This is a genomic window from Polynucleobacter yangtzensis (assembly GCF_001595965.1).
Taxonomy (GTDB): domain Bacteria; phylum Pseudomonadota; class Gammaproteobacteria; order Burkholderiales; family Burkholderiaceae; genus Polynucleobacter; species Polynucleobacter yangtzensis.
The window spans coordinates 1-21846 of the sequence record NZ_LOJI01000007.1 but is presented as its reverse complement, the minus strand read 5'-3'; the positions used below and the strand labels follow the sequence as shown (position 1 = coordinate 21846).

Sequence of the window (21846 nt, the reverse complement as noted above, 5' to 3'; positions counted from 1 at the left end):
ATAGACTCTATGAGAGCAAACGAAGGCACCATAATTGCCAGCAACCTAAGCCAGTGGATTGTGCCCATCTGCTTGTGCCCCTATGCCATGGAGGCTTGGTCTTAATGGAGCATATGTTCGAGCATTTCTTTGCCTGGTTTGGGATGCCATCCGTAGGATTGCCAGCGGTATTTATTAGTGCATTTATTTCCGCTACATTAATACCAGCAGGTTCCGAGCCTATCTTGTTTGGCTACATCACTCTAAATCCCCACTTATTCTGGCTTGCGATTATGGTTGCCACAGTTGGCAATACATTGGGCGGAATGGTGGATTGGTGGCTTGGAGTCGTCGCTCGCAATAGTTTTAAGGCAATGGATGGGCCTGGCAATAGTCGCCTCAAGCGTTGGCTAGAAGGTTGGGGCCCCAAGCTGTTGTTACTTTCTTGGCTTCCTGGTCTTGGCGACCCCTTATGTTTGGCGGCGGGATGGTTAAAGCTTCCCTGGCAACCATGCTTGATTTATATGTTTATAGGTAAGCTACTGCGCTTCATTATGTTTACCTGGCTCCTGACTTTGGTGCCAGATAGTTTTTGGCATCAATTAGGTCGTTGGTTGCATTTGATTTAAACCGCGCAGTACTTTTGCTGAATTTCATCATTGTTTAAGAGATTTTGGGCGGTATCGTGGAACACAATCTCGCCTTGATCCAGAATATAAGCACGATCAGAAATTTTTAGGGCTTGCTGGACGTTTTGCTCCACTAAAAGAATTGTTAGGCCCTCTTGCTTTAGTTTGGCAAATAACTCAAACATTTCATCAACCAAAACCGGCATGATTCCCTCTGAAGGCTCATCTAGCAAAATCACTTTAGGCTTGCCAATCATGGCTCTAGCGATCGCTAGCATCTGCTGCTCGCCACCTGACATAGAGGTGCCGTCCTGATGAAGGCGCTCTTTTAGTCTAGGAAAAGTTTCAGCGATTTCATCAACTAGTGCAGCCATGTCGCCAGAATTCTTTTTAGCGATCACGCCAAGCTCTAAGTTTTCTTTTACGGTGAGGCCAGGAACAATACGGCGATCTTCTGGAACATACGCTAAACCAAGGTGAAAGCGTTCATGTGCCGGTAGATCTAAAAATGAAGTGCCATCAATTTCAGCTTTACCTTGACGCTTGGAAAGCAGGCCCATTAATGAGCGCAGGGTAGTGGTTTTACCAGCACCATTACGACCCATCAGGGTGACGATTTCACCTTTATTAACTTGGAGTGACACACCTTGCAAGACGTGACTGCGGTCGTACCAGGCGTTTAAATTCTCTACACGCAACATAATTTGCTCTCTATTTAACCTTGACCTAGATACACGCGACGTACCTCGGCATTATTTTGAATTTCTTCTGGCGTACCTTCTGCCAAGAATTCACCATGGTGCAAAACGATGATGCGCTTACATAAACCCATAATGAGTTTCATTTTGTGCTCAACCAAGATGACTGTGCGCTCACTAGCAAGTGTGCGAATCAATTCCATCATGACTAAGGTCTCTTCTGGAGACATACCTGCTGTAGGCTCATCCAGCAAGAGCAGGCTTGGGTTGCAGGCCAAAGCCATCGCAATCTCGAGCGCGCGTTGTTGGCCATGAGCTAAATCGCCAGTTTTCTTATTGCGCAAATGCTCAAGATTGACGCGGCGAAGTAGTTCATCAGCGATCTCAATGGGCTTTGGATAACTCTGCGCATTACTTAAAAAGTTATAGCGTGATGTTTCCATTTGAGCGGCTACGCGGACATTTTCATGGACGCTTAATTGCTTAAAGACATTCGTAATCTGAAAGCTCTTAGAAATTCCAATACGAGCAAACTCATGTTGCTGCATGCCGGTAATGTCTTTGCCATTAAATAAGATTTGACCGCTTGTTGGAGGGAATGCACCACTCAGAACATTGAAAAATGTACTTTTGCCAGCGCCATTAGGTCCGATGATTGCAGTTAGCGTTCCAGGCATAAAGTTGGTCGATACATTTTGCAAAGCCTTGAACTTGCCAAAGTTCTTGCTAACGTCACGCGCTTCAAGAATAGGGGTTGTAGTTGCGCTATTCATTATTTCGAATCCTGATTAATTTGTAGCTTGCTCAGAATGGTTCCCCAGATTCCTTTGGGGAAGAACAGCACAAAGAAAATGAAAATCAAGCCAATGACGGCCATCCAATGTTTGGTGAAGGTGGTGACAACATCTTCTAGGTAAAGCATAACTGTTGCACCAACGAAGGGGCCAAAAAATGTTCCCATGCCGCCTAAGATACTCATCATCACCGCTTGACCCGATTGCAGATAATGCAAGGAATCAATTGGTACGATGGATAGGTGGAGTGCGCGCAATGAACCTGCTAAACCACAGATTGCTGCCGATAAGACGAATACCAATAATTTGGTACGAGCAACGTCAAATCCGCAAGCAGCAGCGCGTTTCTCATTCTCGCGAATTGCTTCCATCACCGCTCCCAAAGGTGAGCTCAGAATGCGAGAGATCAGCCACATGGCGATTACTACAAAGAAAAGAATGATGTAGTACTTTGTCAGTGGATTTAAGAAGTCCACTGGGATTCCAAAAATATTAAATTGATCGACTCGAACGCCACGTAAACCATTTTCACCGCCGGTAAGGCTCTCTGCCTTATAGAAGATGTAATAAATGATTTGCCCTAACGCCAAGGTCACCATGGAGAAGTAAATGCCGCGAGTACGAATGGCTAGGTAACCCATGATGAGTCCACCAATCGCTGCGCCAATAATGCCAACCAAGATGGCTGCGCCCCAAGGCATGCCATAGTGAACAATACCAATGCCGGTGAGGTAGCTACCAATTCCTAAGAAGGCGGCATGACCAAATGAGAGAAGCCCCATATAGCCAAATAGCAAGTTAAAGCCCATAGCGAACAATCCAAAAATCAGGATATTGATCGCCAAGGCCTCATACGGCATGATGAATGGGAAGATTGCCAAAAATAACGTACTAGCTAGTACGCGATGACGTGCAATAAGTTGGAAGAATGAATTCATAAATATACGGAGCCTTAGCCCATCGCTCCTGCTTTACCAAATAAACCTTGCGGGCGAATTAATAGCACTACAGCCATCAATACAAAAATAGATAGCTCTGCTAAGTCTGGGAAGAAAAGGGATGTCATGCTGTAGACCACGCCTACTAATAGGCCGGCAACCACTGCGCCCACTGGCGAGCCCATGCCGCCGACAACGGTCACCACAAAAGACTCTGCCAAAATAGGAATGCCCATTTCAGGATTTACAGAGCGTGTTGGCGAGGCCAAAATACCTGATAAGCCTGCAATTGCACAACCTAATCCAAAGACTAAAAACCACACCTTTGCAATGTCAACACCCAATACTTTGACGATCTCTTGATCAGCTGCGCCAGCTTTAATGATGAGGCCATAGCGAGTTTTTTGGATAAGAAACCACACACCCAAAATAATGACTGCGGTGGCGGCAATTAAGAAGAGGCGATATTTAGGGAAGTAACCAATTCCCACATTCATTGACCCAGTAAGTCCTTCAGGGGTTACTGAAGGGAGGCCTTCAATGCCGAAGGTTACTCGCATAACTTCGATCAGTACATAAGAGAGGCCAAAGGTAAGTAGCAGAGGATAGTCAAGTCCGCGACCGTATAGCGGTCTCACCAAAAATCGTTCAGTGATCAAGCCAATAGCACCTGTAACCAAAGGAGTTAACACTAGGCTAAACCAAAAGCTTCCAGTGACGCCCAAGAAGTACACACCCAAAAATGCGCCGACCATAAAGAAGGCGCCATGAGCGAAGTTCACTACGTTAAGCATGCCGAAAATAAGGCATAAGCCAAGCGCAAGAAGTGCATAAATACTGCCTAAGGCAATGCCTGTTAGCAGCTGCATGCAAAGAAGTTCAAAAGTAAGACCGGTCATAAATGTACTCAGAAAAAACTCCCCTTCACCAGGTGGTGCAGGGGAATGGATCAGGGTGAACGATTAATCCACCCTGAAATTTTTGGATTAGGCTTTGTGGCCTAGCTCTGCGCAAGAGCGCATGTTTTTCTCAGTAGTAGGCTCAATCGTCAAAATATTGAAGACGTCATACTTATCTTTCATATTCTTAGATTTTGACTCTACGATGATGACTGTTTGAACTGCTTGATGATCACATTTACGGTAATACTCTGGACCTTTGTAAAAGTCGTACTTCAAGTTTTCCAGTGCAGTGACCACCTTCATTGTGTCGGTGGATTTTGCGTTCTTCACTGCTGCGAGAACAGTTTTTACACCGGCATAGCCTAGTGCGCCGTAGTCGGATGGTACGGAACCGTTATACATCTTGCGGAATGCATCATTAAATGCCTTGGCTGTTGGAATGCGATCTTCCAGACCCCAGTAATAAGAAGTCCCGCCGATAATGCCTTCAAAAGCATCTGGGCCACCAGCAAGACGTGCAGTGTAGAGAAGTACTGGTGTCACGATCTTGATGTTATTTTTGAGGCCAAAGTCAGTACATTGCTTAGCTGAATTCACCAAGTCGCGACCAAAGTTACAGAGCACCAAGATATCTGGATTTAATGCTTTGATACGTGGCAAGAAAGCGGAGTAGTCAGAGGTGCCCAATGGGTGACGAATATCAGCCAAAGTGGTTGCGCCCATTTCTTTTCCAGCACGCTCAAAAGCACGCACCATTTCATGGCCGTAAGCGTAGTCTGCTGTCAGGAAAACAATTTTTTTGCCGAAGCGAGGAATAGAGTAACGCGCTACAGCACCTGCAGTCATGGTTGGGTTAAGCGCTTCATGGAATGTATACACACTCCAGTCTTTAGCTTCGTTAATCGCATCAGATTGGCTGATGGAATTAAAGAGTACCTTACGTTCTTTGCAAACCGCATTGATTGAAAGTTGTGTTGCTGCAGAGAGTGAGCCAACAACGTAATTTACCTTGTCTTTTTCAATCAACTCCAGAGTACGGGTTGCAGCTTCACCTGGGTTAAGTTTGTCATCTCGAACTAAAAGTTCTGCTTTGCGGCCATTAAAACCACCAGCATCGTTGAATTCTTTAATAGCCAATTCAGCAGCTCTAACTTGGTCTTGCGCCTCAGCAGAGAATGGACCAGTCAATGGGGTTGGAAAGCCGATCTTAATGGTGTCAGCTTGAGCATTTGCAACGTTTAACCAAAGTGGTGTGCTTGCAGCAGCAACTCCACCAATCAGCATCTGTCGTCTTGTTTGATTCGTTACTTTTTGTTTCATGGTTGTCTCCTCCATATAAAACTTTGTTAAATAAGAATACTTTTGTTTTTTAAATCTTAACTGAATGCGCCTTTTAATGTGCAGATTCAGGTACTGCTTTCCCTTTTGCTAATAGTTCGCTGATATCGATAGCAGTTTCTGCCATGACAGTATCCGCATTTCTTTTGAGCTTCTCGTTATCCCTATTGCCTTTACTACCCTGGGCTTGCATATAGCGTCCTAAATATTGCGCCCTAGCTACTACCTGTTGTCCTACCTTGAGTCGCTCATCGCTATATGCGTTCAGTGCTGCTGGAGTGGCTCCAAGTGTTGCAATATGCTTAGCAATTACTATGGCCTCATCTCCTGCTTTAGTTACTCCCATTCCCACATGAGGCCTGCCTACAAAAGCAGCGTCTCCCATTAATGCGATTCTGCCAAAGACAATTTGCTCCGAGCGCACGTCATAGATTGCTTGCAAAAAGGGTGCTGCTGTTTTTTCAAGAATCTCAGCATACTGGGGCGCCAGAATTTCTTGCGCCACTTTGCGCATATGAGCAATATGTTTCCAGGAGACCTTCAGCGGTGGAATGCCGGTAGGGTAATGATGTCCATCATCATCTGTCAGTAGGCTTACTAGCTCTTCATGCTCCGAGGCAGGGCGATACCAAACAAAGTTATAGCGACGCTTTCCGGGGCGAGTGTCATTGCCAGAGCCGGCTACAGGATAGCCCAGCATTTGCTCGCCATTGGGCAGACAAAACCCAAAACGATTAAATAGCGTATCGAGGGTGTACTTTGATAAGCAAGCCTCATCGCAGACGCCACGCCAAGCGATGTAGCCTGCGTATTTAGGCTGAATCTGTGGAGCAACTTGAGCTCTTACTGCAGAGCGGATGCCATCGGATGCAATGAGTAGTTCAGCATCATGTTTGCTGCCATCCTCGCACAGCACATGAACGGCATTCTCGTCTTGCGTAACCGTCTTAACAGTTTTTCCTTGAAGGTAGCGTTCGCTCGGAAAGCTTTCCTTGAGCATGTGATAGAGGCGACTCCAGGAGGTCAGTACCTGAGGTAATTCCATCTCGCCGAGACTTTGGCCATCGGCACCTAAAGTCACACGCTTAGTAACGGGAACGCCTAATGTTTCGTCAACTGTGACTCCGGCCGCTCTTAATGCTTCAGCAAGAGCATCATGCGTCACAATGCCAGCGCCGCGACCATCTAAAGAGCCAACAGTTTTTTCTAGTAATGTGACGTCATGGCCCTGGCGCAGCAGAATATTTGCTGCGAACAGACCGCCAAGAGAGCCTCCAACGACTAGAATTTTTGCCATTAGTTACCCCTGTGCTGCTTTCGCATCGAGAGCGGTTTTTTCTGCTGCTGGATAGTTCAATTCAATAACAATCCCATTTGGGTCATCCAAAAATATTTGATGAAGTCCTATTACCGGCACTGTTCTCTCGCGATAGGCAATATTTAATTTTTTGAGGAGCGCAATTTTGTCTTCCAGGCCATTTGCAAAAAAAGCGATGTGATCAACTGCGCCAGATCCATGTAAGGAGCTAGGGTCGCGCTCACCTAAATATTTTTTTAGTCCGTTTGGATCATTCTTATCAATCGCAATAAGGTGCAGGACTGCATTAGCCCAACTACTCTCATCACCGTTGTAGAGCCATACCCCAGGAAACGGAAACTCTGGTCTTGGGCCAACTGTTAAGCCGAGTAGCTTGCTGTAGAACTCAGTGGTTTTTTCGATCTCAAGACTGCGAATGGAAAAGTGATTAAGACTTAAGTTAGACATGGTGACCTTTTGAGTTATGCAAACAAAGATTTAGCGGAATGAAGGTAAGCCTGAACGCGATCTCGAATAATTTCTTGTTCGGTGTCAGGGCTCTCGGCGGCATAGATGGCTTGCCCGTAGATCCAGCGGCGCATGCCGATATAGAAGACGCCGCCATGCAGGCCCATTAGGAATTCAAGCTCGCGTTGGGTTGGTTTTGAGGTATTGGGTCTACCGCAATACTTGCGGGTTTCTCGAATAAGTCGCGGCAGTAAGCGTGAGCGCAAAAGTTCAAAGAATTTATCACTAATGGAATGATCGCTTAAGCCAGAGAATATCAAGATGCGCACGAAGTCGTAGGTTAGTACGGTATTTGAATAATCGAGATAAAAAGCATTCAACTTTTCTTCTGGAGTGAGCGAGTCATCGTCCAGTAACTCTTCCCATTCAGGCTTCCAGCGAGATTCAAAAACCTCTTTGTAAACCTCTTGAATCAACGCATCTTTAGTGGGGAAGTAGTGATAGAGCAGGGTGTGTGTAACACCCAATTCTTTTGTTAAATTTCTTAATTGACCGTCAATGCCATGCTTGGCGAAGAACTGAATGGCGCTATCTAATATTTGGCGTTTGCGTTCAGCCGTACCCATTCGCTTTCTGGTTGGCGTTGCTACCCCCGCTGAAATTTCAGCATTATTTGGGCTGGAAACGCTATCTTCAGTAAAACGCATGGGTTCTCAGGGTTTATCCGAATTTGGACTTATTGACCAAAAGTTAAATAATGGTACATTGTTGAACAATTGGTAGATAAGACTCTATTCGTACAAACCCCAAGGAGATCAAATGGAATTAAATGGCGAGCAACTGATATCGGCTCCAATCCCTGATGTGTGGAAGGGTTTGAACGATATTGACGTTCTGGCCAAGTCCATCCCTGGTTGCGAGGAGATCAGTCGAATCTCCCCAGAAGAGATTCATGCCAAGGTAATGTTCAAAATTGGGCCTGTTAGAGCCCGATTTGCTGGGAAATTGCTCCTGAGTGACATTGTTCCTGACCAGTCTTGTTCTATGGCCTTTGAGGGGTCAGGTGGGGCGGCAGGGTTTGCCAAAGGAAAGTCACGCGTAGAGCTGAAGCAGGCTGAAGGAGGGACTTTGGTCTCATACACAACCGAAGCTTCGATTGGTGGCAAGTTGGGTCAAATTGGCGGTCGCTTGATTAGCGCATCAGCAAAAAAGATTGCAGACGACTTTTTTCAGAAGTTCGCAAAAGAATTAGGCGGGGAGACGGTGGCGTTGGAGTCAGACGCTGGCAGTAAATAAAGGGGCAAACATAAAGCTCCATAAAACTACATAAAGCAGTTGCAGTAAAAACTGAAGAAGTAAAAAACTAAAGTAGTACAAAAATAAAAAGCTAAAAAGCTAATTACATTGGTGGTGGAGGAGACGTAATGAAAGCTGCAGCATTTGACTATGTGAAGCCTAAGGCCTTACATGAGGCCCTATCTTTGCTTGAGGAAGCTGGCGAAGATGCTCGTTTAATTGCGGGCGGACAAACTTTGTTAGCCACGCTCAATATGCGCTTGTCTGAGCCAAGCGTATTGATTGACATTACTGATATCGCTGAACTCAAAGGCATTTCTGTTGTGGGAAATAACTTGCGCATTGGTGCACTTGTTACTCATACTGAAATTGAAGATTCTGAGTTAGTGGCAAAGCATGCACCGCTTTTGAAAGCAGCAGCACCGCATATTGCACATAGAGCAATTCGCAATCTGGGTACTTGGGGCGGCTCTTTGGCGTACGGTGATCCTGCGGCCGAGTGGCCTGCTTGTAGCTTGACTTTGCGTGCCACGATGATTATTCATGGCCCATCCGGCGAGCGCCGTGTTTCCGCAAAAGATTTCTTCATTGATTTGTATACAACCTCTTTAGAGCCTGATGAAATTTTAGTTGCAACAGAAATTCCTCTTGCAAGCAAGCAAGAGGTTTTTTACTTTCATGAGCTTGCTAGACGTCATGGCGACTATGCTGTTGCTGGTCTTGCAGCGGTAGCGCAAAAGCAAGGCGATGTATTAACTAATTGTGCTTTTACTTTCTTCTCGGTTGGGGCTACACCGGTGATGGCAACAGCTGCTCAAGATCTAGTTGACGGCAAAAAGCTCAATGACGAATTGATTGCTCAAGCGGTTGCTGCAGCACGTAATGAAATTGAAGCTATTGCTGACATCACCAATAGTGCGGAAGCCAAACAACATTTAATTGGTGTTTTGCTTGAGCGTGGGCTCAAGCACATGGCTGCATAAGTCAAAACAGCAAAACATCAGTAGAAGAATTTGGAGATCAAAATGACTTTGAAGAAAAAAATTTCAATGACCGTAAACGGTCAACTTGTAAATGCAGAGGTGGAGCCGCGTAAACATCTGGTGGATTTTTTACGTGAAGATCTTTATCTCAAGGGGCCTCATTTAGGTTGCGAGCAGGGCGCTTGTGGTGCCTGTACCGTCAAAGTTGATGGGCAAATTATTCGTGGCTGCCTGTTTTTGGCGGTTCAAGCTGATGGCAGCGTGGTTGAGACTGTTGAGGGACTGACTAAAAACGGCGTTTTGACTGACCTTCAAGAGTCTTTCATGCGACATAACGCAATGCAGTGCGGCTTTTGCTCTTCAGGCATGTTGCTAGCTGCTGCAGAGTTAATTGAGAAGCAACCAAAGGCAACGCGCGAACAAGTGCGTGAATGGATCTCTGGTAATTACTGTCGTTGCACTGGCTACCACTCGATTGTGGATGCCATTGTTGACGTATTGGATGCTCGCGCTAAGGGCCAAAAAATTAAACCTGTCCTTGCTAACGCTTAAGGTATTGAGGGAAACGTATTATGAATAAGCCAAGTGATTTGAACGGAATGGTTCTTGATCCCGTAACAAACGATCAGCGTTACATTGGTCATAGCGAACCAAGACATGGCGCCCGTCGCCTGCTAGAAGGTCAAGGAACTTATATTGACGATATTCAACTGCCACGCATGGGGCACGTTGTGTATTGGCGATCTCCAGTAGCGCATATGAAGATTGGAAAAATTCATACTGAACAGGCGAGCAAGATGCCTGGCGTTCTAGCTGTTGTAGATGGCGTGCAAATGGCAAAACTGTGTAAGCCATGGGTTGCAACCTTGGGCCACTTGGCTGGCATGAAGTCTGCCCCTCAACATGCGTTAGCTATTGATCGCGCTTGCTGGCAAGGTGAGCCAGTGGTGGCGGTAGTTGCAGAAACTAGAGCGCAAGCTGAAGACGCTTTGCAGCACATTGATGTTGAGTGGGAAGAGTTGCCTGCAGTAGTTTCTATGGAAACTGCCCTTGATGCGGATACTCCATTGATTCATCCAGAGCTTGGCGACAATTTATGTTTTACCCGTAGTTTAGATGTTGGTAATGTGGATGAGGTATTCGCAACAGCCGATGTGGTTGCCGAAGCTACTTTTGGATTTGGTCGTCATACTGGTGTTACGCTTGAGCCGCGCTGTCAGATTGCAGATTACAACCCAGGTGATCGTCGCTTGACCGTGTATCACTCGCAACAAGCGCCGCATATGATGCAAGACTTATATTGCCGTCAATTTGGACTTTCCGAGTCTGATGTTCATATGATCTGTAAAGATGTTGGCGGTTCTTTTGGTATCAAGGTGCACGCTTATCCAGATGACTTTGCTACTGTCGGTCTTTCTATGATGCTTCAGCGTCCTGTGAAGTTTGTTGCTGATCGTCTGGAATCATTTACAAGCGACATTCATGCGCGTGAGCATCGCATTAAAGGCCGTATCGCCGCTAACAAGGCAGGCGACATCTTGGCTTTTGAGATTGATGACTTAACGGCAATTGGCCCTTACTCTATGTTCCCAAGAACGAGTGCTATTGAGGGTAACCAGGTTGTCAATTTAGTGGGCGGCCCATACATGCATCAAAACTATCGCGCTCGTTTAAATGTGGTCTTCCAAAATAAAACTCCAACTTGCCAATATCGGGGTGTCGGGCATCCGATTGCTTGTGCAGTGACTGAAGGTTTGGTTGACTTGGCTGCTCAAAAATTACAAATGGATCCGCTTGAGTTCCGAAAGCGCAATGTGATTCCGGATGACGCATATCCATGTTCTGGAATCTCTGGAATCAAGTTAGAAGTACTTTCGCATGAGCAGTGCTTGCGTGCAATTGAAAAAATGATGGATTATCCAGCCTTGCGCAAGGAGCAGGCAGAACTCCGCAAGAAGGGTATCTATCGCGGCATTGGATTTGCAACCTTAATTGAATTAACTAATCCGAGTCCTGCTTTCTATGGGGTGGGCGGAGCTCGAATTGCCTCTCAGGATGGAGCTACTGTCCGTATGGATCCTAGTGGTGTAGTTTCGGTTTTGATCGGTGTTGGTGAGCAAGGTCAAGGAACCGAAGGTATCTACACTCAAATTGCTGCTGATGCGGTGGGTGTATCAATTGATCAAGTACGGGTCATCACTGGCGATACTGATGTCACTCCATATGGAGGGGGCACCTGGGCTTCTCGCGGTGCAGGCGTTGGTGGCGAGGCAGTTCTGTTGGCTGCCCAAGCCTTGCAAGAAAACATTCTAAAGCTGGCTGGTGCGATTTTGAATCGACCAGTTGCAGAGCTGATTGCTCGTCGTGGTTATATTTTGGACAAGGCGACTGGCGAGCAGTTGCTGCCATTTAGTGAAGTTGGTCGAGTTGGTTATTTCCGAACCGATACTTTGCCGGTAGGTTTTTCCGCTGATCTCATGGTGACGCGTCATTACACCCAGAAAGACTACCCATTTATCTTTACCAATGGCGTTCAGGCCTCTTATGTTGAAGTAGACCCTGAGACTGGATTTGTGAAGTTATTAAAGCACTGGGCCGTGGAAGATTGTGGTCGCGTAATTAATCCGATGTTGGTGAATGAGCAAGTGCGCGGTGCAATTGTTCAAGGCATTGGTGGCGTTCTGTTTGAAGAGTGTCTCTATGATGAAAGTGGTTTGTTGCGCAACGGCAGCATGGCTGACTACTTAGTACCAATGGCTAATGAGATGCCTGATATTGAAGTTGCGCACGTTGAGACCCCTACTCAATCCTCGAAATTAGGGGCTAAAGGAGCGGGCGAGGCGGGTACTGCTGGTGCACCAGGTGCGGTGCAAAATGCAATCAATGATGCTTTGGCGCCATTTAATGCAAACGTCTTTGATCAGCCTATCACTTCAGAAAAGATCTTGCGAGCCCTCAATAAGATCTGATTTTTAATGGGTTCAGGCCGCCCTAGTGCAATGTCTACTGGGGTGGTCCGGCTCATCCTGTAACATCAAGTTTTTGGGCAAATTGAACGGCCCTTTAGTTAACTTGATACGGTAAAACAAATGTCCACATTAAAAGGTAAAACTGCCCTAGTTACTGGCTCTACCAGCGGTATTGGCTTGGGAATGGCTATTGCATTAGCAAAGCAAGGCGTCAACATTATGGTTAATGGTTTTGGTGAGAAAGATGAAGCCATTGCCAAAATCAAGGCATGCGGAGTAGAGGTTGATTATCACGGCGCTGATATGAGCAAGCCCGCTGAAATTGAGGATCTCATCAAGCAGACAGAAAAGCGTTTTGGCTCGCTAGATATTTTGGTTAATAACGCCGGCATTCAATACACTGCAAATATCGAAGAGTTTCCGACTGATAAGTGGGATGCCATCATCGCTATTAATTTGAGCTCTGCATTTCATACGACGCATCATGCATTACCTGGAATGAAAAAGCGTAATTGGGGCCGCATTATTAATATTGCATCTGTACATGGTTTGGTGGCCTCCACTCAGAAGGCTGCTTACGTTGCCGCAAAGCACGGCATTATTGGTCTTACTAAGGTTACTGCCCTAGAAAATGCCCGCACTGGTATTACCTGCAATGCAATTTGTCCAGGCTGGGTTTTGACCCCGCTAGTGCAGAAACAAGTGGATGCGCGCGCAGAGCGTGAAGGTATTTCTAATGAAGCTGCGAAAACTGCTTTGGTATCTGAAAAGCAGCCATCTGGTGAGTTTGTTACTCCAGAGCAATTGGCTGCCTTGGCAGTGTTTCTGTGCGGGCCTGACGCTTCTGAGGTGCGTGGAGTGGCTTGGAATATGGATGGTGGTTGGACGGCTCAATAAGCTGTAGAGCCCCTAGTCTTATCGGATGCCGGCGAGCCAATTGCCGGCATTTCTTTTTTAACCGGGACTTAAGTTATCGGGGCTCACAGAATTTGTTTGCCCCTCAAACAAAAAAGCCAGAATAGTCTATAGTTATCCAAAAATAACCTATATTTTTGCTCTTAATGTAATTAAAAGGAATACAAATGGAACATACCTTACCTCAGTTGCCTTACGCACTTGATGCTTTAGCACCTTATATTTCTAAGGAAACTTTGGAGTTTCACTACGGTAAGCATCATCAGACGTATGTCACAAATTTGAATAACTTAATTAAAGGTACTGAGTTTGAGAACTCTACCCTTGAAGAGATTGTTAAAAAGTCATCGGGTGGTATTTTTAATAATGCAGCCCAAGTTTGGAATCACACCTTTTATTGGTTTGGCATGAAGCCAAATGGCGGTGGAGCTCCTACTGGTGCATTGGCCGATGCCATTAATGCTAAATGGGGATCGTTTGATAAATTCAAAGAAGAATTCACCAAATGCGCAGTAGGAACTTTCGGATCTGGTTGGGCCTGGTTGGTTAAGAAGGCGGATGGTAGTCTTGATTTAGTTTCTACTAGCAATGCGGCAACACCGCTTACTACAGATGCTAAAGCTCTGCTTACATGTGACGTTTGGGAGCATGCCTACTATATCGATACTCGCAATGCGCGTCCAAAGTATCTGGAAAACTTTTGGAATTTGGTGAATTGGGATTTTGCTAGCCAGAATTTCGCTAAGTAATATTTCAATCTCTGGAAAATATCATGACTTCTATCTTAACTTCGCTGGGACGTACTATTCTTGCAGGCTTTATTCTTCTAGTGCTAATCATCTTTGCTTTGGGTGGAAACTTTAGCTCTGCCGAGCTCCCGTTTGTATTCCGCTGGTTGCATGTGATGTTTGGTGTGATGTGGATTGGCTTGCTCTGGTATTTCAACTTTGTGCAAATTCCTTCTATGCCAAAGATTCCAGATGAGCAAAAACCAGCGATTGGCAAAGTGATTGCTCCAACTGCATTGTTTTGGTTCCGTTACGCAGCTTTGTTTACTGTAGTAACCGGTTTGATCGTTGCGGGCTTGAGTGGTTACTTGCACCAAGCTTTCACATTGCAAGCACCGTTTCGCGCAATTGGTTTAGGTATGTGGATTGCTTTAGTCATGGCCTTTAACGTTTGGTTCATTATTTGGCCAAATCAGAAGCGTGCCCTTGGTATCGTAGCTGTCGAAGCTGATGTGAAAGCAAAGTCTGCTCGTGTTGCGATGCTGACATCCCGTTTAAATACAATCTTATCTATCCCGATGTTGTTCTTGATGGTTGCTCAATCACACAACACAACTTGGTTCGTGATTGTTTCTTAATCACCGCTAGCTGCATAAAGAAAAGGCCCGCAATGTGAACCGACCCCCAAAAGCTGGACGGTTTAGTTAGGTTAGCACGAGGGATTGAGTTCGGTAATTTACCGGGCTTAATCCCTTTAGTTTTTGTTTAATTCGATCATGGTTGTAGTAATGGATGTATTCATGCAGCCCTTGCTTAAATGATTCGATAGTCTCGAACTTCTTTTGATAGAAGAACTCGGTCTTCATAATTCCAAACCAGTTCTCCATCACGGCGTTATCCAAGCAATTACCTTTTCTAGACATGCTTTGCGTAACCCCTTGTTTGTGCAAAGCCTGTTGATAAAACCCCATCTGGTATTGCCACCCTTGGTCTGAGTGCAGCATCGGCTTATCAGCCTGCTGAAGATGCTTAAAGGCTTTAGTGAGCATGGTGGTCACCATGCTCAGTTGGGGTTGATCACCAATCTCATACGCGACGATCTCCTGATTGTATAAATCTAAGATTGGTGAGAGATACACCTTCTCCCCTCGGATATTGAACTCGGTGATATCAGTAGCCCATTTTTGATTAGGCCTGCTAGCTACAAAGTTGCACTCTAACAAGTTAGGCGCCGCTTTACCTACTGACCCCATGTATGAGCGATATCGCTTGGGGCGAACCATGGACCTCAGCCCTAACTGGGTCATGAGCTTTTGTACTGTCTTGTGGTTGAGGTATTGCTGCTGATTGCGTAGCTCTAAATGCACCCGCCGATAGCCATACCGACCCTGGTGGGTATTAAAGATCTGGGTAATCCGATCTTTAGCATCCCGATAAGAGTCGGCTTTACTACTGGCTGCTCGCCAGTAGTAATACACGCTCTTAGGCATTTGGGCCACCAGCAAAATGACTTGTAATGGATGGTGTTGCCTTAACTCAGTGATTACTTGGACTTGTTCTTGCTTGCCAAGTGCTTTTGCTGGGTTAAGGCTTCGAGCTTTTTTAGATAAGCGTTCTCCACTTCCAAATACTGCGCTTTACGCAGCAACTCTTCATGTGTGAGTGAGCTTAAGGGCTTGGCAAGCAAGGCCTTAATATCGCTAGGTTTTGACATGGGTGGCCGTCCCTTGGGCTTGGGTTCTAGGGCTGTAATACCGCCTTCATTGTAGAGGCGTCGCCAAACTAGCAGGGAGCTTGGGGCTGGGATATTGAAGTGGGCTGCCGTTTGATTGATCGAGAGCTGGTGTTGCTCCATGTATCGCAGGACGGATAGCTTGAAGGCGCCCGAGTACTTAGCGCAACCCTTTATAAAGCTTTTTTGCCCGTGGGCTTCAAAGGCATGAACCCATTTGCGAACATAGGCATATTTAACACCATACCGATCTGCAACAGTTTTAAAACCACCTCTGCCAGATAGATAATGCTGAATTACTGCTAACTTGAACTCTTTGCTGTATTTGGACATGAAAACTGCACCTGATTGGGTTGGACGGATGTCCAACTTTTGGGGTGCAGTTCAAATGCGGGCCTTTTTGTTTAGGTATCGGCGTTGCTTAGGCCAGCATGGCTGGTAGTTCTTTGGTGAGGGCGCCACGTTGTGCTGTGGCTGTACCCATTAGCGCAAAGCCCAACAACTTACCGTCAGCAGATTCAAAGCGGGCTTCTAGACCGCCTTCTACTGGGGTGGTAGTCCACTTACCTTCTGCACCCTTTGCTGGTGGGGAAACTATGGTGGGCAAAGCAGGGGTCTTCACCATCACAGGCATTGCAGGGTAGGTGAGTGCTGTGGCTTGACCCAATAAGGTCGGTGCCAATGCTCTTGCTGCTTGCATGATGGGCATCACGTATGGCAAAACTAAACCATCTACCTCGGCACAATCTCCTATGGCAAAGATATTTTTGATATTGGTTTCTAGTTCGCGATTGACCTGAATGCCAGTGCCAACATTTATGCCAGTTGCTTTAGCTAATTCAATTCTCGGTTTTAAACCTACGGCAGACAAAAATACATCGCAATTTATCGTGCTGCCATTTTTCAAGGTTACCTGTAGGCTGTCTCCTTTATGGTCAATGGCATTGACAGTTGTATCCAGATGCCAACGTACTCCGGCTGCACTTAACTTTTCTTGCAACTCAAGTGCAGCTGCTTCTGGCAACAGACGGCCCAAGGCCTGTGGAGCTAAATCAATAACATCTACCTCATATCCACCCAGCACAAGATCATTGGCAAATTCACAACCAATCAGGCCTGCACCCAGAATAGCAACTTTCTTTTTGCCTTCGATAGCAGTGCGAAAACGGGCATAGTCCTCAAGATCATTAACAGTGATGACTTCGTTGGCAGCGCTACCCTGTAATGGCAAACGAATTTGATCGGCGCCTAATGCCATAACCAGTTTCCCATAAGGAAGATCACCCTTACTGGTTTTGATTGTTTGAGTGCCAGCGTTAATCTCGCTAACATTACATTCACTTAAGATCGTCATCTCCAATTGCGTTGTCATACCATCGGCCGCAGTAGAGACAAGCTGCATTGCTTCTTTCTTGCTGGCAAGTGCTGTAGAGAGCATTGGCTTTGAGTAAAAATAACCAGGCTCTCTTGTTATTAAGGTGATGGGCGCTGCTTTATCCAGTTTACGAATTTCTCGTGCAACAGTGTAGCCAGCCAATCCGCTGCCAATGATGACAATCGCGGAATCGGATTGAGGGGTAGTTTGATCCAAAGCTGGGCTCTCCAAAGTGACGAAAAATAAATAGGGTTAATTGTGACGAATGGGTGTTAGCTTACTTGAACCATCTCAAAGTCGGCTTTTGCAACACCGCAATCAGGACATTCCCAGTCTTCCGGTACATCGGCCCAGAGTGTTCCTGCTGGAATACCATCCTCAGGAATTCCTTTTGCTTCATCATAAATATAGCCGCATACGATACATTGGTAAGTTTTCATATTGATTCCCAGGTGAGTTGTTGATTTTAGATTTAATTCTTATTTATTTCTGCGTCACTCTAAGAATGCTGCGGTACTTTTTGTAGGGCCAGTGAATGAAGCTTAAGGCTGCCTTCTATGCGAACCAGTGAAAATCCATTCAAGCGCTCTCGGTGCAGGATATGCCAAATTTATTAATCATCTGAATTAATCAATATAATAGAAATAATCTAATAATTAGATAACAAGAGGATATACATGGCTTATTTACCATCTTTAAGGCAATTGGGTTACTTCGTCGCCTTGGCTAAAGAGCTCAATTTCACCAGAGCTGCGCAAGCTTGCTTTGTCGGGCAGTCGACATTAAGCGCGGGATTGAAGGAGCTGGAAGAAGCGCTAGGTATCCATTTGGTGGAGCGTGATCGCCAAAATGTTTCGATCACCCCGATTGGGTTAGAGGTGCTCGAGCGTGCCAAACTGATTTTGGCTGCTTCTGAAGATTTGGTGGAGTATGCGGGTGCAACAGGTAAGCCAATGACCGCAACAATTCGTTTGGGGGTTATACCAACTATCGCTCCATTCCTATTGCCTGTGGTTTTGCCGGAAGTCCGCGCGCGATTTCCGGATCTCAAAATTACTCTTAGGGAAGATCTCACAGCAAATCTACTTTCAAGACTTGCAGAGCACAAGTTAGACTTTGCTTTGATTGCATTGCCATATGACGTCAGTGGACTACTTGTACAAGAATTATTTGATGATCACTTTTGGTTGGTTGCCAAAGAGGGTGATCCTGCTCTAAAAGGTAAAGAGGTAACCTTGCCGGCCAAGATGGCTGAGCGACTCTTATTGTTAGAGGAGGGGCATTGCTTGCGAGAGCATAGTTTGCAAGCTTGTAGGAGAACCGATATCCGCAAAGCTGAAGGCTTGGAGGCAACGAGTTTGCTAACCCTATTGCAAATGGTCGAGTCAGGCCTTGGGATCGCTTTGCTTCCTGGCATGGCAGTCAAGAGCAGTTTATTGAATAACTCTCAATTAGTGGCGAAAGAGTTGGCATCGCCTACGCCTAAGAGAGTGATTGCTTTGGTTGCGCGATCATCGACGGCACATACCCAAGAATTTAATGCGCTAGCTAATTGCATTCGCGAACAATTTGGTCGCACCTAATTAAGCTTGTTCATTGCTCAGCAGAAATTACCAATCCTTGTTACAGTCCATCATCTAATTTATTACTACAAAAAAGGCAGCAAATGTCAGGCAAAGAAATCATGTTCACACCGGTTAGTCTCGGTTCAATTCAATTAAAAAACCGTCTAGTCATGGCGCCGCTTACTAGAATGCGTGCGGTTGCAGGTGATGTGCCAAACCCATTAGCAAAGACGTATTACGCACAGCGTGCCAGCGCTGGATTAATTATTACTGAGGCAACTCAAATTTCTCCATTGGGCAAAGGCTATCCTGCTACACCCGGAATTTATTCAGCAGAACAGACTGCAGCATGGAAAGAGATCGTTGAGGCTGTTCACGCGAAGGGCGGATCAATCGTTGCGCAGTTATGGCATGTAGGTCGTATCTCCCATTCTTCTTTGCATCCAGAGCAAGGCGCACCTGAGGCGCCTTCAGCTATTGCTGCATCAGGTCAAACGTATGGTGCAGATTGGAAGCTGCATGACTATGAAGTACCGACCGCAATGAGTGTGGAAGATATCGCTCGTTTACTCAAAGAGTTTGAGGTGGCGGCTCAAAATGCAAAGGCTGCAGGCTTTGATGGCATTGAAATTCATTCTGCTAATGGCTACCTGCTTGATCAGTTCTTGCAAGATAAAACCAATCAACGCACCGATGAATATGGTGGCTCTATTGAGAACCGCCTGCGTTTATTGGGTGAGGTCATCGATGCAGTCTGCAAGATATTCTCAAGCGATAAGGTGGGAGTGCGCCTTTCGCCTTACGGCACTTTTAACGATATGGGAGATAGTGATCCAGTTGCCTTGTTTACGGCTGCGATTGCAAAGCTCAACACTTATAACTTGTCCTATGTGCATATGATTGAGCCGCGCTCAACCAGCGCAGGAGGCGGCGACCAAGTGAATGAAGATGCGCCCATCACGTCTGAAATGTTCCGCGCCGCTTATAAAGGAAAATTTATCACCGCTGGTGGGTATGACCAAGCTATGGGTGAGAAGGTTCTAGAGGATGGCTTGGCCGATGCAGTGGCTTATGGCCGTATATATATTGCTAATCCAGATTTGGCAGAAAGATTCCAGAAAGGCGCCGCTTTAAATCCATATAACCGCGCTACATTTTATGGTGGTGGTGAAGCCGGCTACACTGATTACCCAACTCTTTAATACAAGTCCCAGACTTTGGGGTGCATCTCAGTAATCCCACCCCCACACAGGTGGGATTATTTTTTGTCTTCAGGATCTTTTAGAAGATCGTAGTGATTCGCTACAAGCAATAAGGCAATGGACGCGCAGCCCATCGCAAAGAATTGCCACTGGTGCAACATAGCGGTTCCAATGACGGTCATTAAGATTGTCCAGCCGACAGCCATCTTGGCTTTTTTAGAGAGTGGCTTCATTTAATAATTACTCCAGCTTTAGTTTAGGCATTCACTTTATTCAACATGCGACGAAGTGTATCGTCTTTGATTACGTAATGTTGCCATAGTCCAGCGATCGCATGTATGCCAATCAATATATATAGTGAATTTCCTAAAAATTCATGAATCCCTTCAACCACTTTTTTCATCTCAGGATTTGGGGTAACAAATTGAGGCCATACCAGTCCAAAGAAGTGAATTTCTTTGCCGCCATACTGAAAATACAGAATGCCGAAGATAGGGGATATCAAGAGAAGTGCATAGAGCAGCCAATGCATTGCCTTAGCCAGTGAAATAATTACTTGTTTTGGGTTTGTGGGTTGAGGTACGCCATAAATTAAACGGATCATCAAGCGAGCAGCCATTGCTAAAAAAATGAGCTGTCCAATAACGCCATGGACTGATTTACATAAATCGCGATACTCGCTCCCTTTAGGAAGCTGGCCTTTAAGTTCAATGACAATAAAGGCAGCCACCACAAGGATGAAAACAAACCAATGAAAGAATATGGAGGCTGGATGGCATTTGGTGCGAGTCATGGGGTTGCCGTTATTAGGTTGATTCATCATAAATGATAATGAATCTCATTAACATTAGCAATACCAGGGGTAATTTACCAGAAAAAACCTTAAAAACTCAGTTATTGAGGCGTACTCTGGCGCTGAGTTCGTTGACTGTGCCGCGTTTATCTAGCTGGGAAAGTCTAAGGGCTTCTACTTCAAAGTCTAGCTGTCCAGGGTGAAAGTCCTCGTCATTCCGAAGATGAATGACGTAGGTCCAGACCAGCTCGCGGCCACGGTTTTTAAAAACATCCACTACACGTTTCATCTGGACCGCCTTTATGGTGAAGCTTATTTAATGCCGACTGATGGCTGGGCTTTTTCCATCTGCTGCGTTAGATTATTTTTAAGTGCTACTAAATTTCTGGCTTCAATTCGAATGACACCGCTTCTTGGACTATCAATGTCAGCAATCAAAAAGAATGACACTGAAACGACAAAGGGGAAGATCATGAAGAGGGCTGTATTCTTCTGAAAATTACGCGCACCAAATCCCACCAATAGATTTGCGCAAAGCGCTATGGCAGCCATTAGTGTCCAGGCGGTATAGGGTATGCGATTCCACCAAGCAGCCTGAACATAACCTTGGGCATTTAAGACATCGTTCATACCGGAGGTGACTAGTGCAATAGAGGGGGTATCTTGTGTGCGAGCAACAGGAAGAATTTCGTTCCAGAGAGCCATTTGCAGCTGATCTGTCTTGCTACGAATTTCCTGAATCTTTTCTGGACTCTGTTTGGAGTAAAACAGAATGCGTTGATCTATGTATTGGATCAATAGATCTTTAGTTGCGGCTGAAGCCTTTGGGGGAAGAAGATCTGCCCGCAGGTACTCAGTTCCAATGGCATTTGCTTCGCCCTCCTCAAAAATTTCCCGCTGGTCATGGCGATCGATAGCCATTGAGAAGGTAAATCCAATGATGAGCGCCAGCAAAGTTAATGTGGCCGTCTGAATAATACCTAGATCTTCAGAAGTTTCGGTGTCTTTGGTGCGATAGCGACTAAGTGCTGCATGCCCAAACCATACGGCGAAAGCGAATACTACAAGCGATACGCCAAAGACAGCAAGAGGGTAGTTGAGAAGGTGAAAAATTTAAAAGGTTCCTGGATACAAAATATCTTTAGTCACATTCTGAATATCGCGATGACCTGTAAATGCCATGGTGATGTCCAGTTCATTGTGAATGATCTCTAGGCACTTGGTAACGCCAGCCTCGCCCATCGC

Annotated in this window: 26 protein-coding genes; 10 read left to right on the top strand and 16 right to left on the bottom strand. The window is 45.8% G+C overall.

The genetic code is table 11. From position 1 onward, the window contains the following. Positions 1-104: 104 nt before the first annotated feature. Positions 105-608, top strand: a complete 504-nt coding sequence (locus tag JaK3_RS05305) for a YqaA family protein (RefSeq protein WP_068321704.1) — start codon at positions 105-107, stop codon at positions 606-608. On the opposite strand, the gene JaK3_RS05300 is transcribed toward JaK3_RS05305, so the two are convergent. From JaK3_RS05300 to JaK3_RS05265, 8 genes are all read right to left on the bottom strand, one after another. Continuing rightward, complete coding sequence (locus JaK3_RS05300; RefSeq protein WP_068321702.1) at positions 605-1309, bottom strand: ABC transporter ATP-binding protein; 705 nt, start codon at positions 1307-1309, stop codon at positions 605-607. The genes JaK3_RS05305 and JaK3_RS05300 overlap by 4 nt on opposite strands. A gap of 14 nt (positions 1310-1323) precedes the next feature. Beyond that, a complete protein-coding gene (locus JaK3_RS05295) occupies positions 1324-2079 on the bottom strand; it encodes an ABC transporter ATP-binding protein (RefSeq protein ID WP_068321699.1) in 756 nt (251 codons plus the stop codon). After that, positions 2079-3038, bottom strand: coding sequence for a branched-chain amino acid ABC transporter permease (locus JaK3_RS05290; protein ID WP_068321697.1), 960 nt, complete (start codon positions 3036-3038; stop codon positions 2079-2081). Before JaK3_RS05290 ends, JaK3_RS05295 begins: the two co-directional genes overlap by 1 nt. Positions 3039-3052: 14 nt before the next feature. Next, a complete protein-coding gene (locus tag JaK3_RS05285) occupies positions 3053-3937 on the bottom strand; it encodes a branched-chain amino acid ABC transporter permease (RefSeq protein ID WP_068321694.1) in 885 nt (294 codons plus the stop codon). 87 nt (positions 3938-4024) lie between these two features. Next, on the bottom strand, positions 4025-5260 hold the full coding sequence (locus JaK3_RS05280) for an ABC transporter substrate-binding protein (protein ID WP_068321692.1): 1236 nt from the start codon (positions 5258-5260) through the stop codon (positions 4025-4027). 73 nt (positions 5261-5333) lie between these two features. After that, on the bottom strand, positions 5334-6575 hold the full coding sequence (locus JaK3_RS05275) for an FAD binding domain-containing protein (RefSeq protein ID WP_068321687.1): 1242 nt from the start codon (positions 6573-6575) through the stop codon (positions 5334-5336). 3 nt (positions 6576-6578) lie between these two features. Then, positions 6579-7043 carry a VOC family protein gene (locus JaK3_RS05270; RefSeq protein WP_068321685.1) on the bottom strand — a complete coding sequence of 155 codons (465 nt, stop codon included), beginning with the start codon at positions 7041-7043 and terminating at the stop codon, positions 6579-6581. 14 nt (positions 7044-7057) lie between these two features. Further along, on the bottom strand, positions 7058-7750 hold the full coding sequence (locus tag JaK3_RS05265; RefSeq protein WP_068321682.1) for a TetR/AcrR family transcriptional regulator: 693 nt from the start codon (positions 7748-7750) through the stop codon (positions 7058-7060). A 112-nt stretch (positions 7751-7862) separates the two neighbouring features. Between JaK3_RS05265 and JaK3_RS05260 the strand changes: the two genes are divergently transcribed. The 7 genes from JaK3_RS05260 to JaK3_RS05230 all read left to right on the top strand — a co-directional run bounded on the left by JaK3_RS05260 (position 7863) and on the right by JaK3_RS05230 (position 14572). Further along, the gene (locus JaK3_RS05260; RefSeq protein WP_068321679.1) at positions 7863-8339 is read left to right on the top strand and encodes an SRPBCC family protein; all 477 of its coding nucleotides are present in this window, start codon (positions 7863-7865) and stop codon (positions 8337-8339) included. A 128-nt stretch (positions 8340-8467) separates the two neighbouring features. Next, positions 8468-9322 (top strand): FAD binding domain-containing protein, encoded by an 855-nt coding sequence (locus JaK3_RS05255; protein WP_068321676.1) that lies wholly within the window; start codon positions 8468-8470, stop codon positions 9320-9322. 42 nt (positions 9323-9364) lie between these two features. Then, the gene (locus JaK3_RS05250) at positions 9365-9874 is read left to right on the top strand and encodes a (2Fe-2S)-binding protein (protein WP_068321673.1); all 510 of its coding nucleotides are present in this window, start codon (positions 9365-9367) and stop codon (positions 9872-9874) included. A 20-nt stretch (positions 9875-9894) separates the two neighbouring features. Next, positions 9895-12291: a xanthine dehydrogenase family protein molybdopterin-binding subunit gene (locus JaK3_RS05245; RefSeq protein WP_082786381.1), complete on the top strand. Its 2397-nt coding sequence runs from the start codon at positions 9895-9897 to the stop codon at positions 12289-12291. A gap of 120 nt (positions 12292-12411) precedes the next feature. Continuing rightward, entirely contained in the window at positions 12412-13188 is a 777-nt protein-coding gene (locus tag JaK3_RS05240; protein WP_068321670.1) for a 3-hydroxybutyrate dehydrogenase, read from the top strand. Positions 13189-13373: 185 nt separating this feature from the next. Further along, positions 13374-13955: a superoxide dismutase [Fe] gene (gene sodB / locus JaK3_RS05235; protein WP_068321667.1), complete on the top strand. Its 582-nt coding sequence runs from the start codon at positions 13374-13376 to the stop codon at positions 13953-13955. Between the two features lie 23 nt (positions 13956-13978). Then, positions 13979-14572 (top strand): urate hydroxylase PuuD, encoded by a 594-nt coding sequence (locus JaK3_RS05230; RefSeq protein WP_068321664.1) that lies wholly within the window; start codon positions 13979-13981, stop codon positions 14570-14572. Positions 14573-14638: 66 nt separating this feature from the next. On the opposite strand, the gene JaK3_RS10495 is transcribed toward JaK3_RS05230, so the two are convergent. The 3 genes from JaK3_RS10495 to JaK3_RS05210 form a co-directional block, all read right to left on the bottom strand. Further along, a protein-coding gene (locus JaK3_RS10495; protein ID WP_150114204.1) for an IS3 family transposase occupies positions 14639-15999 on the bottom strand; the annotation gives its coding sequence in 2 pieces (ribosomal slippage) (positions 14639-15540 and positions 15540-15999; 1362 coding nt in all). 88 nt (positions 16000-16087) lie between these two features. Next, complete coding sequence (locus JaK3_RS05215; RefSeq protein ID WP_068321657.1) at positions 16088-17257, bottom strand: NAD(P)/FAD-dependent oxidoreductase; 1170 nt, start codon at positions 17255-17257, stop codon at positions 16088-16090. Positions 17258-17313: 56 nt separating this feature from the next. Further along, the gene (locus JaK3_RS05210; RefSeq protein ID WP_068321654.1) at positions 17314-17481 is read right to left on the bottom strand and encodes a rubredoxin; all 168 of its coding nucleotides are present in this window, start codon (positions 17479-17481) and stop codon (positions 17314-17316) included. A 237-nt stretch (positions 17482-17718) separates the two neighbouring features. On the opposite strand from JaK3_RS05210, the gene JaK3_RS05205 reads away from it, so the two are divergent. Together JaK3_RS05205 and JaK3_RS05200 are read left to right on the top strand one after the other, a co-directional pair. Beyond that, entirely contained in the window at positions 17719-18624 is a 906-nt protein-coding gene (locus tag JaK3_RS05205) for a hydrogen peroxide-inducible genes activator (protein WP_068321651.1), read from the top strand. An 83-nt stretch (positions 18625-18707) separates the two neighbouring features. Continuing rightward, the gene (locus tag JaK3_RS05200) at positions 18708-19808 is read left to right on the top strand and encodes an alkene reductase (RefSeq protein ID WP_068321648.1); all 1101 of its coding nucleotides are present in this window, start codon (positions 18708-18710) and stop codon (positions 19806-19808) included. Between the two features lie 56 nt (positions 19809-19864). On the opposite strand, the gene JaK3_RS10670 is transcribed toward JaK3_RS05200, so the two are convergent. The 5 genes from JaK3_RS10670 to JaK3_RS10595 all read right to left on the bottom strand — a co-directional run. Beyond that, on the bottom strand, positions 19865-20041 hold the full coding sequence (locus JaK3_RS10670) for a hypothetical protein (RefSeq protein ID WP_161484699.1): 177 nt from the start codon (positions 20039-20041) through the stop codon (positions 19865-19867). Between the two features lie 23 nt (positions 20042-20064). Beyond that, on the bottom strand, positions 20065-20631 hold the full coding sequence (locus tag JaK3_RS05195) for a cytochrome b (RefSeq protein WP_068321646.1): 567 nt from the start codon (positions 20629-20631) through the stop codon (positions 20065-20067). 67 nt (positions 20632-20698) lie between these two features. Then, positions 20699-20890 (bottom strand): hypothetical protein, encoded by a 192-nt coding sequence (locus JaK3_RS05190; RefSeq protein WP_068321643.1) that lies wholly within the window; start codon positions 20888-20890, stop codon positions 20699-20701. Between the two features lie 23 nt (positions 20891-20913). Continuing rightward, on the bottom strand, positions 20914-21714 hold the full coding sequence (locus tag JaK3_RS05185) for a bestrophin-like domain (protein ID WP_068321640.1): 801 nt from the start codon (positions 21712-21714) through the stop codon (positions 20914-20916). Then, on the bottom strand, positions 21715-21846 hold a 132-nt coding region (locus tag JaK3_RS10595; RefSeq protein ID WP_150114202.1), incomplete at its 5' end, for an alpha-hydroxy-acid oxidizing protein.

Excerpts from the sequence above, each read along its gene's own strand:
- JaK3_RS05300 (WP_068321702.1), bottom strand. The coding sequence starts at position 1,309 with ATGTTGCGTGTAGAGAATTTAAACGCCTGGTACGACCGCAGTCACGTC.
- JaK3_RS05275 (WP_068321687.1), bottom strand. The coding sequence starts at position 6,575 with ATGGCAAAAATTCTAGTCGTTGGAGGCTCTCTTGGCGGTCTGTTCGCA.
- JaK3_RS05295 (WP_068321699.1), bottom strand. The coding sequence starts at position 2,079 with ATGAATAGCGCAACTACAACCCCTATTCTTGAAGCGCGTGACGTTAGC.
- JaK3_RS05290 (WP_068321697.1), bottom strand. The coding sequence starts at position 3,038 with ATGAATTCATTCTTCCAACTTATTGCACGTCATCGCGTACTAGCTAGT.
- JaK3_RS05285 (WP_068321694.1), bottom strand. The coding sequence starts at position 3,937 with ATGACCGGTCTTACTTTTGAACTTCTTTGCATGCAGCTGCTAACAGGC.
- JaK3_RS05265 (WP_068321682.1), bottom strand. The coding sequence starts at position 7,750 with ATGCGTTTTACTGAAGATAGCGTTTCCAGCCCAAATAATGCTGAAATT.
- JaK3_RS05195 (WP_068321646.1), bottom strand. The coding sequence starts at position 20,631 with ATGATGAATCAACCTAATAACGGCAACCCCATGACTCGCACCAAATGC.
- JaK3_RS05190 (WP_068321643.1), bottom strand. The coding sequence starts at position 20,890 with ATGAAACGTGTAGTGGATGTTTTTAAAAACCGTGGCCGCGAGCTGGTC.
- JaK3_RS05240 (WP_068321670.1), top strand. The coding sequence starts at position 12,412 with ATGTCCACATTAAAAGGTAAAACTGCCCTAGTTACTGGCTCTACCAGC.
- JaK3_RS05270 (WP_068321685.1), bottom strand. The coding sequence starts at position 7,043 with ATGTCTAACTTAAGTCTTAATCACTTTTCCATTCGCAGTCTTGAGATC.
- JaK3_RS05245 (WP_082786381.1), top strand. The coding sequence starts at position 9,895 with ATGAATAAGCCAAGTGATTTGAACGGAATGGTTCTTGATCCCGTAACA.
- JaK3_RS05200 (WP_068321648.1), top strand. The coding sequence starts at position 18,708 with ATGTCAGGCAAAGAAATCATGTTCACACCGGTTAGTCTCGGTTCAATT.
- sodB (WP_068321667.1), top strand. The coding sequence starts at position 13,374 with ATGGAACATACCTTACCTCAGTTGCCTTACGCACTTGATGCTTTAGCA.
- JaK3_RS05210 (WP_068321654.1), bottom strand. The coding sequence starts at position 17,481 with ATGAAAACTTACCAATGTATCGTATGCGGCTATATTTATGATGAAGCA.
- JaK3_RS05280 (WP_068321692.1), bottom strand. The coding sequence starts at position 5,260 with ATGAAACAAAAAGTAACGAATCAAACAAGACGACAGATGCTGATTGGT.
- JaK3_RS05250 (WP_068321673.1), top strand. The coding sequence starts at position 9,365 with ATGACTTTGAAGAAAAAAATTTCAATGACCGTAAACGGTCAACTTGTA.
- JaK3_RS05305 (WP_068321704.1), top strand. The coding sequence starts at position 105 with ATGGAGCATATGTTCGAGCATTTCTTTGCCTGGTTTGGGATGCCATCC.
- JaK3_RS05260 (WP_068321679.1), top strand. The coding sequence starts at position 7,863 with ATGGAATTAAATGGCGAGCAACTGATATCGGCTCCAATCCCTGATGTG.
- JaK3_RS10670 (WP_161484699.1), bottom strand. The coding sequence starts at position 20,041 with ATGAAGCCACTCTCTAAAAAAGCCAAGATGGCTGTCGGCTGGACAATC.
- JaK3_RS05255 (WP_068321676.1), top strand. The coding sequence starts at position 8,468 with ATGAAAGCTGCAGCATTTGACTATGTGAAGCCTAAGGCCTTACATGAG.
- JaK3_RS05205 (WP_068321651.1), top strand. The coding sequence starts at position 17,719 with ATGGCTTATTTACCATCTTTAAGGCAATTGGGTTACTTCGTCGCCTTG.
- JaK3_RS05230 (WP_068321664.1), top strand. The coding sequence starts at position 13,979 with ATGACTTCTATCTTAACTTCGCTGGGACGTACTATTCTTGCAGGCTTT.